The organism is Benzoatithermus flavus (assembly GCF_037908215.1).
Lineage (GTDB): Bacteria > Pseudomonadota > Alphaproteobacteria > Geminicoccales > Geminicoccaceae > Benzoatithermus > Benzoatithermus flavus.
Window position 1 is genome coordinate 124,875 of sequence record NZ_JBBLZC010000007.1, and the last position, 12,021, is coordinate 136,895.

Here is a 12,021-nt window from a genome sequence, read left to right on the forward strand (position 1 = left end):
GGATCTCTTGCGGGCAGCGGCCGGTCGATCACCATATGAAATCGGAGTTGACGTGGAAGTGGTGGGTCTCGGACTCCCAAGCGGCCTCGCCCGCGCCGCTGCCCGGCGGGTCACCGTCGACGAACCTGGCGGAGGCGGTGGTCTGGCGGAGCTCGAAGGAGCCGATGTCGGGGTCGGAACCGGCGGGCGCCGGACGGATGAAACCACGCTGATCGATGGTAGCCGAGCCTGCCGGGTCGGCGCCGCCGAGCGCCGGATTGTCCGGCGCGTCGCGCAGGGCCACGGTGGGCGTCGGGCCGCCGTTCGCAGCCAGCCGGCCACCGCCGGTTCCGGGATCGATGGCGGCGAACAGGAGGGACGCGGCGACGCCCTCGCGGTCGCCCGCCACGTTGCCGCTCACCGCGGTGCCGAAGATGTTGTGGCCGTTGCTCGACGCGATCGTGCCGGCGATGTCGTTCGCGACCCGCTCCCCCTCGTAGCCGCCGAAATTGCCCGCGACGATGCTGTTGACGAGGCTGAGCCGGCCCGAGGCCCGGATGCCGCCGCCGTCGGCGCCGTAGGCGTTGGCAGCGTAGTTGCCGGTGATGGTGGAGCTCATGATCGTCGTCGATCCGCCGTCGGCGAAGATGCCGCCGCCCGCGTGGCTGACGAACTCCTGGGCCGCGTTGCCGGCCACCGTGCTGTTCCGCAGCACGAGCGTGCTGTCGCTCGCCCAGATCCCGCCGCCGTCGTGGCCGGAATGATTGCCGGCGATCGTGCTCCGCGCCATCGTCAGCATGGCGCCGGCGAGATAGATGCCGCCACCTTTGCTGGCGTCGCCCGAGAAATTGTCGGGCTCGTTGGCGGCGTTGCCCCGGATGATGCTGTCGGTGATGGCGGTACGGCTGCCTGCCAGCAGCGCCAGGCCGCCACCGGCGCCGTAGCCGAAGCAGTCGCTCACCGTGCACCGGTTCATGGCCAGAGACTGACCGTGATCGAGCAGGATGCCGCCGCCCGGTCCGCCCGTCTCCGAATCGTGGCTGCCGCCGCGGGTGAGCGTGAGATCCGTCAGGGCGACGGCGTTGTCGTCTCCGCCGCCGGTGATCGCCAGGATGCGCGAATGATGGTTGGCGTCGATCGTCACCCGCGAGCCGTTGTTGTCCCGGTCGCCGTCGACCGACACGTCGTCGCTGACCGTGAGCTGACCGTGGGTGAGAGCCAGCCTGCCGCCCTCGAGGCGGGCGGCGAACAGGATCCTGTCCGCACCGGCCGAGGCATTGGCGCTCGCGACCGCCTCGCGCAGGCTGAGCCTGCCGTCACGCGCGTCGACCACGTCGGCCAGCGTCGTCACCGTGAACGTCGTCATCGCCGTTCCCTCCCGGGCGCTCGATTGCCGGACCAGGCGGAAGGGACGATCATACCCCCAAGACGCCGCGCCGGCGAAGGGCCGAACGAGGCTACCTGCGGTCCACGGGAAGAAACCTGAAGGACGGGCGGAGACGGACCCGCCCCCGCCCGCGGCGGTAGCCTACATGACGGCGCCGATCTGCCAGGGCACGAACTCGTTGTCGCCCATGCCGAGCTCCTCCGATTTCGACTTCTCGCCGCTCGCGACCCTGACCACGAGATCGAAGATCCTCTTTCCCACCTCCTCGATCGTTTCCTCGCCGTCGAGGATCGTGCCGGCGTTGAGGTCCATGTCGTCCTCCATGCGCCGGTACATGGCGGTGTTGGTGGCGATCTTGATCGACGGCGTGGGCTTGAAGCCGAAGCACGAGCCGCGGCCGGTCGTGAACGCGATCATGTTGGCCCCCGAGGCGACCTGGCCCGTGGCCGAAGCCGGATCGTAGCCGGGGCTGTCCATGTAGACGAAGCCCTTCTCGGTGATCGGTTCCGCGTACTTGTAGACGCCCATCAGGTTGGTGGTGCCGCCCTTGGCCGCAGCACCCAGGGACTTCTCGAGGATGGTGGTGAGCCCGCCCGCCTTGTTGCCCGGCGAGGGATTGTTGTTCATCTCGCCACCGTTGATCGCGGTGTACTCCTCCCACCACTTGATCCGCTCGATCAGCTTCGCGGCCACCTCCTCGCTCACCGCGCGCCGGGTGAGGAGGTGCTCTGCGCCGTAGATCTCGGGCGTCTCCGAGAGGATCGCCGTGCCGCCGTTCCGGACCAGAAGATCGGCGCAGTATCCCAGCGCCGGGTTGGCGGTGATGCCGGAATAGCCGTCCGAGCCGCCGCACTGGAGTGCTAGGCTGATCTCGCTCACCGAGACCGGCTGCCGCCGCGCCCGGCCGGCATCGGGCAGCATCTCCTTGATCATGGCGTGCGCACGCTCGATGGTCTTCCGGGTGCCGCCCTCGCCCTGCATGGTCATGGTGCGAAACCGCGGTCCCGGCTGGATGCCGTAGATCTCCTGCAGGAAGCTGATCTGCGCCACCTCGCAGCCTAAGCCCACCATCAGGATCGAGGCGAAGTTGGGGTGGCTCGCGAAGCCCCAGAGCGTCCGCTGCAGGGTCGCGAAGCCCTCGCCGCGATCGGCCATGCCGCAGCCGGTGCCGTGCGTGATGGCGACGATGCCGTCCACCTCGGGATACTGCTCGAGGATCTCTCTCGGGAAGCGCTCGGCGATGAACTTCGACACCGAGGCCGAGCAGTTCACGGTGGAGAGGATGCCGATATAGTTCCGCGTCCCCACCTTGCCGTTGTCGCGCACGAAGCCCATGAACGAGGGCCGCTCGCTCTCCGGCACCATCCGGGTCGGCTTGACGTCCTGGCCGACGGCGTAATCGCGCGCGAAGTCGCGCATGACGCAGTTGTGGACGTGGACGTGCTCGCCGGGGGCAATGGGCCGGCTCGCGAAGCCGATGATCTGGTCGAACTTGCGGATCGGCTCGCCCTCGGCAATGGGGCGGGTCGCCACCTTGTGGCCGGCCGGAATGCGCTGCGTGACGCCGACGCCTTCGTTGCCGAGCTCGGTGCCGGGCAGGATGTCCACCCGCGCCACGACCACGTTGTCGTTCGGATTGAGACGGACGGTGAGCGGAGCCGTCGCCATGTCGATCTGTCTCCCTGGTGTGGCGTGCATCATAGTGGGATCGCAGGCCAATGCTACAGGCGCTTTATTAAGTTTTTGTGCTGGAAAAATGGATAAGCTTTGCGCTATGCAGCTATGACTGAATAGTGGGGAGCCTCAATGGCCCGGCAGGGGCAGTATCGTATCACGTCGGTAGCAGGGGAACCGGTCCGTGCCTTCGTGCCGCCACCTCTGCCGCCCGACCCGCCCGTCGATGCCCGCCGCTTCGGGCGCAAGCTCGACCGCGCCAACCAAGCGCTCGGCCGCCTCGACGGGCTCGCCACGATGCTTCCGGACCCGCACCTCTTTATCTACTTCTATATTCGCAAGGAGGCCGTGCTTTCCTCACAGATCGAGGGCACCCAGTCCTCGCTCTCCGATCTGCTGCTGTTCGAGATCGACGAGGCCCCGGGCGTGCCGACCGATGATGTTGTGGAGGTATCGAGTTACGTCGCAGCCATGGATCACGGCCTGAAGCGGCTGCGGGAGGGCCTGCCGCTATCCTTGCGGCTGATCCGCGAGATCCATGCCATCCTGCTGCAGCACGGGCGGGGCGCCGACAAGGCGCCCGGCGAGTTCCGCCGCTCGCAGAACTGGATCGGCGGGTCGCGACCCGGCAACGCGATCTTCGTCCCGCCGCCGCATGAGCTCGTCCTCGATCTCATGAGCCAGCTCGAGCTCTTCCTTCATGACGAGCGGCATGATCTGCCGATCCTCATCAAGGCGGGGCTCGCGCATGTGCAGTTCGAGACCATCCACCCGTTCCTGGACGGCAATGGCCGGCTCGGCCGGCTGCTCATCACCTTCCTGCTCTGTGCCGACGGCGTGCTCTCCGAGCCGCTGCTCTATCTGAGCCTGTATCTCAAAGCCCGCCGCAGTGACTACTATCGCCTGCTGCAGAGTGTTCGTGCCGAAGGCGCTTGGGAGGAATGGATCGATTTTTTCCTCGACGGCATCACGGAGACGGCGACCCAGGCTGCCCAGACCGCCACGAAGGCGCTGGCACTGTTCGAGCAGGACCGCCGCCGGCTGCAGGGCTTGGCGAAGTCCGCCGGCACCGCGTTGCGCGTGCATGACCATCTGCGCCGCCACCCACTCACGACGATACGCCGGGCGCAGGCTGATCTCGGCCTGTCCAATCCTGCGGTGACGAGCGCCATCGAGAACCTTATCGAGCTGGGGATGGTCCGTGAGGTGACCGGCAGGCGACGGGGACGCGTGTTCGCTTATGATCGCTATCTGACGCTTCTCAGCGCCGGGACCGAGCCTTATTCAGTTATGGGCGCCCAAGACTGAATAAGGTTCGGCCTTATCCAGCGATCGCTGGATAAGGCTGCATCCTCTCACGCCGCCCGGCGGCCCCGGCCGCCGCGGCCGCTCTTGGGCTCGAACAGGGCCGAGAGCTGGCCCAGCATGACGCCGCCGAGCTGCTCGGGGTCCGAGATCGTGACCGCGCGACGATAGTAGCGGGTCACGTCGTGGCCGATGCCGATCGCCAAGAGCTCGACGTCCGAGCGGGTCTCGACCCACTCGATCACCTCGCGCAGGTGCCGCTCGAGATAGTTGCCGGGATTGGCCGAGAGCGTGCTGTCGTCGACGGGGGCACCATCCGAGATCACCATGAGGATGCGCCGCTGCTCCGGCCGGCCGCAGAGGCGATGGTGCGCCCACAAGATCGCCTCGCCGTCGATGTTCTCTTTCAAGAGCCCTTCGCGCAGCATGAGGCCCAAGGAGCGCCGCGCCCGCCGCCAGGGCGCGTCGGCCGGCTTGTAGATGATATGCCTAAGATCGTTGAGGCGGCCCGGATTGGCGGGCTTGCCGGCACGCAACCAGGCCTCGCGCGACTGGCCGCCCTTCCAGGCGCGGGTGGTGAAGCCCAGGATCTCGACCTTGACCCCGCAGCGCTCGAGGGTGCGGGCGAGGATGTCCGCGCTCATCGCGGCGACCGCGATCGGTCGGCCGCGCATCGAGCCCGAATTGTCGATGAGCAGGGTCACCACCGTGTCGCGGAAGTCGGTCTCCTTCTCCTGCTTGAAGGAGAGGGGTGTGGTCGGGTTGACCACGACGCGCGGCAGGCGGGCGGTGTCGAGGATGCCCTCGTCGAGATCGAACGACCAGGAGCGCTGCTGCTGCGCCATCAGCTTGCGCTGCAGGCGGTTGGCCATCCGGCCGATCATGCCCTGGAAGCGGATCAGGGACTGGTCGAGCTGGGCGCGCAGGCGCGTGAGCTCGCCGGGGCCGCACAGCTCCTCGACCGTTACCACCTCGTCGTACTGGGTCGTGAAGACCTTGTAGGCCAGGGCCTCGCCGCCGGGCGGCAGGAAGTTCGGGCGGTTGTTGCGGTCGTCGGCGCTCTCGTCCTCGCCGCCCTCCTTGCTGTCGCTGGCCTCGGCGGTCTCGCTCTGCACCGCCTCGGCCTCGCTCATCTCCTCGCCGCTGCTGTCGCGCTCCGCGCGCGCGGCGCTCTGCTGCTGGTCCTGCTCGCCCTGGCCCTCGCCCTCGGCGTTCTCGTCGCTGCCCGCGGGCGGCTCCTCGCTGTCCTCGGAATGCTCGTCCTCGTCGCCTTCTTCGGGCGGCTCGACCAGATCCTCGGCGAGGCCGAGATGGGCCAGAAGCTCGCGCACCCGGCGCGCGAAGGCCTCCTGATCGCCGAGCGAGCGGGCGAGCGCCGGCAGGTCGGCGGCCACGCTCTTCTCGAGCCAGTCGCTCCAGCTCGCCATCAGCCGCTTCTGCGGCTCGGAAAGCTCGAAGCCCAGGAGCCGCTCGCGCGCGAACAGGTCGACGATCTCGGCGATGGTCGCGTCCTGGCTGCGTTCGCCCGGCACGGGCTGGCTGATCCGAGCCTTGAACGCGCTCTCGAGGTTCGCCTTCACACCGGGCATGTGCTCGGCACCGATGCCCTCGATCCTGAGCTCCTCGAGCCGGTCGTAGAGCAGGGTCGCGATCTCGCCCGTAGGGGCGAGGCGCCGGTGCAGGCTCGGGTCGTGATAGCGGATGCGGAGCGCTGCCCTGTCCGCCTCGCCACGCACCCGCCCCAGCTCGTGCTGGATCATGTCGGGGCGCGGCAGGGCCAGACGCACGGTCGACGCCGCGGCGGGCTGGCTCGCGCGCTCGCGAGCGCCGCCCCGGCCACCGTCGCGGCCGCGGAACGCCACCTCGACCGCGCCGCTGCCCGCCATGGCGCGGACCGTGGCAGCCAGGGCCCGCTGCAGCTCGTCGATGTTCTGCTTGATGTCGTCGGACAAGGTCGCTGGTCGCCTTCCGCTAGAACCGGTCCCTGCTCAGGCGTAGGCGAGGTTCGCCGCCGATTCCGGCAGCTCCGTGCCGAAGCAGCGCTGATAATACTCCGCCACGATGTGCCGCTCGGCCTCGTCGCACTTGTTGAGGAACGTCACCCGGAACGCGAAGCCGATATCGCCGAAGATCTCGGCATTCTCGGCCCAGGTGATCACGGTGCGCGGCGACATGACGGTCGAGATGTCGCCGGCCATGAATCCCTTGCGGGTGAGATCGGCGAGCATGACCATGCTCGAGATCTTCTTGCGCCCCTCGGCCGTGTCGTAGCCAGGGCACTTCGCGAGCACGATCCGACACTCGTCGCCGTGCGCCAGATAGTTGAGCTGGGTCACGATGCTCCAGCGGTCCATCTGGCCCTGGTTGATCTGCTGCGTGCCGTGATAGAGGCCCGACGTGTCGCCCAGGCCCACCGTGTTCGCGGTCGCGAACAGGCGGAACGCGCGGTGCGGCCTGATGACGCGGTTCTGGTCGAGCAGCGTCATGCGCCCCTGCGCCTCCAGCACGCGCTGGATGACGAACATGACGTCGGGCCGGCCGGCATCGTACTCGTCGAACACGAGCGCCACGGGCCGCTGTAGCGACCAGGGCAGGATACCCTCGCGGTATTCGGTGATCTGCTTGCCTTCCTTGAGGACGATCGCGTCCTTGCCGATCAGGTCGATCCGGCTGATGTGGCTGTCGAGGTTGATGCGGATGCAGGGCCAGTTCAGCCGGGCCGCCACCTGCTCGATGTGGGTCGACTTGCCGGTGCCGTGATAGCCCTGGATCATCACCCGCCGATTGTGGGTGAAGCCGGCGAGGATCGCCAGCGTCGTGGCACGGTCGAACTGGTAGGTCGGGTCGATGTCGGGGACGTACTCGGTCCGCCGGCTGAAGCCCCGGACATACTGGTCGGACGGAAAGCCGAACGTCTCGGCGACGCTCAGGCGAATGTCTGGCTCCTCGGGCAGATCGAGCAGATCGGTCGTCCCGAGATGCGATTCCTCCGGATGCAAGGCACAGATCTCCAGCCTACGCGAGCGCCACGCGATGTTATGCCCGTACCCGCCGCGAGCGGGCAAGACGGACCCGGGAAGGTAACAGCTTCGACGGGCTGCCAGTGCCAAGCTGCGACAGATCCCTGCCGGCACGCGAAGCGCCCCGAGGCTCATGCATAGAGCCGCTGTTCCCTCAAATAGGTATAAGCCTCGTTGATCAGCTTCAACCTCTCCTCGGCAGCTTTATCGCCGCCGTGCAGATCGGGATGGTGCTGCTTGGCGAGGTGCTTGTAGCGGCGCTTGAGCTCGCCGAGCGTGAAGCCCGCATCCAGATCGAGCCGGGCCATCATCTCCTCGGCCTTGCTGCGCGGGCGGCCGGGCGGCAGCCGGCGCGACCGCTCCTGCCGCGCACCGTCCGTGAACAGGCCGAAGAGGTCGTTCCAGTTGTCGGCGAAGCCGGTGTTCGTGCCGAAGCGCCAGGTCGGCCGGTGCCAGGTGGTGTCGGCCCGACGATGGGCCTCGATCTGCTCGGGACTCATCCCGGCGAAATAGTTCCAGCTACGGTTGAATTCCCGGATGTGCTCGAGGCAGAACCACTGGAAGTCGCGTAAAGACTCGCGCGATTTGGGCGCTCGATAAAGGGCCTCGGCAGCGCAGCCGGGCCAGGCGCATGGCCGGTGGTGCGGCATGCTGTCGTCGTGGCCCTTGAGCCGCAGCGCCGCGCGCAGCGCCTCGTGTCGCTCCTGCTCCCGATTGCGTTTCTGATGCATGGCCTCTGGAGACTATGTCCGATGCCTGTCCGCCTGCAAGCTCACCTGCATGCGGAGGAGAGTGGCAGAAAAAGAAGGATGTCAGCCGACCCGTCCGAGGACGACGGCCTCCGCGGCCGACGCCTCCTCGCCGATGACATAGGCAGCGAGGAGGCGTTTTTCCGCAGCCGCGAGCCCGCTTTCGTCGCGTGCATGGACGTATGCCAGAGGTGCCTCGGGGCCCGTCCTCTCGCCGACGGCCCTGATGTCGGTGAGGCCCACGGCATGGTCGATGCCGTCGCCCGCCCGCCGCCGCCCGCCGCCGAGTTCGACCACGGCAAGACCCAGGGCGCGCGCGTCGATCGCCTGCACCCAGCCGGGCGTGCGCGGATGCACGGGGTGGACCAGAGGGGCGCGCGGCAGGTGGCGCTCCCAGGCTTCGAGCAGATCGGAAGGACCGCCCAGCTCCTGCACCATGCGCGCGAACCGCTCGGCCGCGGCACCGGAGGCGAGCGCCGCCTCGGCACGGGCGATGCCTTCCTCCGCGTCGCTCGCGAGGCCGGCCAGCGCCAGCGCCTCGCCGCACAAAGCGAGCGTCACCTCCCTAAGCCGCCGGTCGCCATGCTCGCCGCGCAGCATGGCGATCGCCTCCGCCACCTCGAGCGCGTTGCCGGCGGCACGTCCCAGACACTGGCTCATGCCGGTGAGGAGCGCCCGACAGGAAAGGCCCGCACCGTTCGCGACCTCGACCAGGCTCTCGGCCAGGGCGCGGGCCTCCTCCGACGTCGACATGAAGGCGCCCGTGCCCACCTTCACGTCCATGACGAGGGTGCCAAGCCCGGCTGCGAGTTTCTTCGAGAGAATCGAGGCGGTGATGAGCGGGATGCTCTCGACCGTGGCCGTGACGTCGCGGATGGCGTAGAGCCGCCGGTCGGCCGGGGCCAGATCGTCGGTCTGGCCGATCACGGCGCAGCCCACCGATCGCACCGTACGCTGCAGCCGTCCGATGTCCGGCCGTGTCGTGTAGCCCGGGATGCTCTCGAGCTTGTCGAGCGTGCCGCCGGTATGACCGAGCCCGCGGCCGGAGAGCATCGGCACGAAGGCGCCACAGGCGGCGAGCACGGGGGCGAGCACCAGGCTCACCTTGTCGCCCACGCCGCCCGTGGAGTGCTTGTCGACCACCGGGCCGGGCAGCCCCTCCCAGCGGAGGGTGCGGCCCGAGTCGCGCATGGCGAGCGTCAGCGCCACCGTCTCGTGCTTCGCCATGCCGCGGAAATAGACCGCCATGGCGAAGGCCGCGGCCTGGCCCTCGCCGATGGAGCCGTCGGTGATTCCGCGCACGAAGGCGGCGATCTCGTCGGCATCGAGCGCGATCCCGTCGCGCTTCTTCCGGATCACCTCCTGCGGCAGGAAGGTCATCAGTAGCTTCCGCCCGTTCCGATCGCCTCCTCCCGGCCGGCGACCCGGAGCAGGTCGTCGAGCAGCGACGAGGCGCCGAAGCGGAAGGTGCGCGGGCTCGCCCAGTCCGGTCCCATGATCGCATCGGCGAGGGCCAGATAGGCGGCGGCATCGGCCGCGGTCCGGATCCCGCCCGCAGCCTTGAAGCCGACGCGTCCGCCGGCCTCCTCGATGACGGCGAGAAGGAGCGCCGCGGCCTCGAGCGTGGCCCCCACCGCGGCCTTGCCGGTCGAAGTCTTGAGGAAGTCGATCCCCGCCATCACCGCCGTTCTGGCCGCGGCCGTGATCAGGTCGGGCTCGCGTAAGCTCCCGGTCTCGAGGATGAGCTTCAGCGTCGTGCGAGCGCCCGCCGCCTCGCGGCAGGCCTCGACCAGCTCGCCCACGAGGCCGATGTCGCCGTCCCGGATCGCCTGGATGGGTGCCACCACGTCGACCTCGTCGGCACCGGCCGCAACCGCGGCCGCGGTCTCCTCGGCGGCGCGGGCGAGATCGTCGCTCCCGTCCGGGAAGTTGGCGACGGTGGCGAGCCGCACCGTGCCGCCGGCGAGCCGCTTCCTGGCCAGCGCCAGATGCGCGCGGTAGATGCAGACGGCCGCGGTCCCGTGGCGCTCGGCGCGGTCGCACAAGGCCTCGATCTCGGTCGAGCTCTCGTCGCCGCGCAGGCTCGTAAGGTCGAGCAGCGGAACGGCGCGCGTGGCGAGGTCGGCATCGGCGGTGGCGGTACGGGCGCGGGCGATCAGGGCCGGCAGGTCAGGCGAGGGCAAGGGCGATCTCCGGGAGCGCCGCCTCGAGCAGCCGGCCGACCCGGTCGGCAGCGGCGGCGGCATGGGCCAGGGTCTCGGCGTGGGTGAGGGCGGCGGGCCCGAGTCCCGCCGCGAGGTTGGTGACGATCGAAAGCCCCGCGACCTCGAGCCCGGCGTGGCGGGCGCTGATCGCCTCGGGCACGGTCGACATGCCGACGAGGTCGGCACCCAGCGCCTTGAAGGCGCGGATCTCGGCCGGCGTCTCGAAGGCGGGGCCCAGCGTCGCGAGATAGACCCCGCGCGGCAGCCGTATGCCGAGCCGCTCGGCGGCAGCCGCGAGCAGGCCGCGCAGCCTTCTGGAATAGACCTCGGACAGGTCGACGAAGCGCGGTCCCACCCGCTCGTCGTTCGGGCCGACCAGGGGGTTCAGCCCTTGCAGGTTGATGTGGTCTTCGATCAGGACGATCGAGCCCGGATCGAGGTCCGGCCGGAGCGAGCCCGCGGCGTTGGTGAGGAGCACGGCCTTGCAGCCGATGGCGCGCAGCGTGCGCACCATCGTGTTGATGGGTCCGGCTCCGCCGCCTTCGTAGAAATGGGCCCGCCCGGCGAGGCAGACGACCGGCACGCTCGCGAGCGTGCCCAGCACCAGCCGCCCGGCATGGCCTTCCACGCTCGGCCGCGGGAAGCCCGGCAGGTCGCGGTAGTCGATCACGAGCGGGCTCGCGAGTTGCTCCGCGATCCCGCTAAGGCCCGAGCCCAGCACGATGCCGATCATGGGCAAGGGGCGCCCGGCGACGCGCGCCCGGATCACCGCCGCCGCATCGGCACCGGCAGCTCCGGCCTTGCCGAGATTGTGGCCGCCGAAAGCGTAGGGCAGAAGCTCGCCCAGCGTCACGGTGAGCCGGATACCCTCGGGCCCGCCGAGATGCACGGGCGTGTCGGGCCGGCCGAACTCGACCAGGCGCTGGCGGCAGCCGCCGCACGGGCTGCACAAGGCCTCGCCGCTGCCGGCGACCGCGACCTCGGCGATCACCCGCTCGCCCGCTGCCGCCATGGCGCCGACCGCCGTCGCCTCGGCGCACTGGCCTTGCGGATAGGCGGCGTTCTCGACGTTGCAGCCGGTGAAGATGCGCCCGCTCGCGGTACGGATGGCGGCACCCACGGCGAAGCGCGAGTAGGGCGCATAAGCGTGCTCGCGCGCGGCACGCGCCGCCTGGAACAGCTCGTCGGGACTCACGGATGGTCGGGCTCCGGCCAGAAATCCAAATCGAGAAGCTGGTCGAGGGGGTAGGGGCAGATACGCGGCAGGTCCGGCCAGAGCCCGAGCTCGGGATCGGGGATGGCGCGTTCGACGATGCCCGACGCCTCCTCGTAGGCCTCCCGAACATAGCTTTCGGCGAACCGGCGCAGGCTCGGGCTGCTCTTGAGCAGCCGCGCGAGATCGCCCCGCTGGTTCAGGACCGAGATCCGCCACGAGCGCCGCGGCTCGGCGGACGGACAGAACTGCAGCTTCAGCAGATGCTCGATGACCCGGACGAGCCGGCTGTAGAACTCGCGCCGATCCCGCTCCCCCAAGCTTTCGATCTCCTCGGCGAGGTGGAGCCAGTCGAGCGGCAGGTTGGAGCCGGCCTCGGCTGCGCGGCGCAGTTCAGCCGCCTGGCGCTGCGTCCACAGGTGGAAATCGCGCTCGTAGAGCTCGGGATCGTTCAGGGTCGTCGCCATGAAGGAAGCCTAGCACGGTCGCC

At 69.2% G+C, this 12,021-nt stretch carries 10 protein-coding genes; 1 reads left to right on the forward strand and 9 read right to left on the reverse strand.

All coding sequences use genetic code 11. The features are described 5' to 3' along the window. Window positions 1–28: 28 nt before the first annotated feature. Both U1T56_RS09170 and U1T56_RS09175 read right to left on the reverse strand, forming a co-directional pair. Window positions 29–1,345 carry a choice-of-anchor Q domain-containing protein gene (locus U1T56_RS09170; RefSeq protein ID WP_418159155.1) on the reverse strand — a complete coding sequence of 439 codons (1,317 nt, stop codon included), beginning with the start codon at window positions 1,343–1,345 and terminating at the stop codon, window positions 29–31. Between the two features lie 162 nt (window positions 1,346–1,507). Next, complete coding sequence (locus tag U1T56_RS09175) at window positions 1,508–3,034, reverse strand: UxaA family hydrolase (protein ID WP_418159156.1); 1,527 nt, start codon at window positions 3,032–3,034, stop codon at window positions 1,508–1,510. 138 nt (window positions 3,035–3,172) lie between these two features. On the opposite strand from U1T56_RS09175, the gene U1T56_RS09180 reads away from it, so the two are divergent. Beyond that, window positions 3,173–4,348 (forward strand): Fic family protein, encoded by a 1,176-nt coding sequence (locus U1T56_RS09180; RefSeq protein ID WP_418159157.1) that lies wholly within the window; start codon window positions 3,173–3,175, stop codon window positions 4,346–4,348. A gap of 47 nt (window positions 4,349–4,395) precedes the next feature. On the opposite strand, the gene cobT is transcribed toward U1T56_RS09180, so the two are convergent. The 7 genes from cobT to U1T56_RS09215 all read right to left on the reverse strand — a co-directional run bounded on the left by cobT (window position 4,396) and on the right by U1T56_RS09215 (window position 11,998). Then, entirely contained in the window at window positions 4,396–6,297 is a 1,902-nt protein-coding gene (cobT, locus tag U1T56_RS09185) for a cobaltochelatase subunit CobT (RefSeq protein WP_418159158.1), read from the reverse strand. Between the two features lie 36 nt (window positions 6,298–6,333). After that, a complete protein-coding gene (gene cobS, locus U1T56_RS09190; protein ID WP_418159159.1) occupies window positions 6,334–7,344 on the reverse strand; it encodes a cobaltochelatase subunit CobS in 1,011 nt (336 codons plus the stop codon). Window positions 7,345–7,496: 152 nt separating this feature from the next. Then, a complete protein-coding gene (locus tag U1T56_RS09195; protein ID WP_418159160.1) occupies window positions 7,497–8,096 on the reverse strand; it encodes a DnaJ domain-containing protein in 600 nt (199 codons plus the stop codon). A gap of 81 nt (window positions 8,097–8,177) precedes the next feature. Then, complete coding sequence (gene deoA / locus U1T56_RS09200) at window positions 8,178–9,494, reverse strand: thymidine phosphorylase (RefSeq protein ID WP_418159161.1); 1,317 nt, start codon at window positions 9,492–9,494, stop codon at window positions 8,178–8,180. Further along, window positions 9,494–10,297: a deoxyribose-phosphate aldolase gene (gene deoC, locus U1T56_RS09205; RefSeq protein ID WP_418159162.1), complete on the reverse strand. Its 804-nt coding sequence runs from the start codon at window positions 10,295–10,297 to the stop codon at window positions 9,494–9,496. The genes deoA and deoC overlap by 1 nt, the downstream gene beginning before the upstream one ends. Beyond that, window positions 10,284–11,513 carry a purine-nucleoside phosphorylase gene (locus tag U1T56_RS09210; protein ID WP_418159163.1) on the reverse strand — a complete coding sequence of 410 codons (1,230 nt, stop codon included), beginning with the start codon at window positions 11,511–11,513 and terminating at the stop codon, window positions 10,284–10,286. The genes deoC and U1T56_RS09210 overlap by 14 nt, the downstream gene beginning before the upstream one ends. After that, entirely contained in the window at window positions 11,510–11,998 is a 489-nt protein-coding gene (locus tag U1T56_RS09215; RefSeq protein ID WP_418159164.1) for a DUF29 domain-containing protein, read from the reverse strand. Before U1T56_RS09215 ends, U1T56_RS09210 begins: the two co-directional genes overlap by 4 nt. Window positions 11,999–12,021 lie beyond the last annotated feature (23 nt).

Coding starts and splice junctions, on each gene's coding strand:
- U1T56_RS09170 (WP_418159155.1), bottom strand. CDS start 1,345: ATGACGACGTTCACGGTGACGACGCTGGCCGACGTGGTCGACGCGCGT.
- deoA (WP_418159161.1), bottom strand. CDS start 9,494: ATGACCTTCCTGCCGCAGGAGGTGATCCGGAAGAAGCGCGACGGGATC.
- U1T56_RS09195 (WP_418159160.1), bottom strand. CDS start 8,096: ATGCATCAGAAACGCAATCGGGAGCAGGAGCGACACGAGGCGCTGCGC.
- U1T56_RS09180 (WP_418159157.1), top strand. CDS start 3,173: ATGGCCCGGCAGGGGCAGTATCGTATCACGTCGGTAGCAGGGGAACCG.
- U1T56_RS09175 (WP_418159156.1), bottom strand. CDS start 3,034: ATGGCGACGGCTCCGCTCACCGTCCGTCTCAATCCGAACGACAACGTG.
- U1T56_RS09215 (WP_418159164.1), bottom strand. CDS start 11,998: ATGGCGACGACCCTGAACGATCCCGAGCTCTACGAGCGCGATTTCCAC.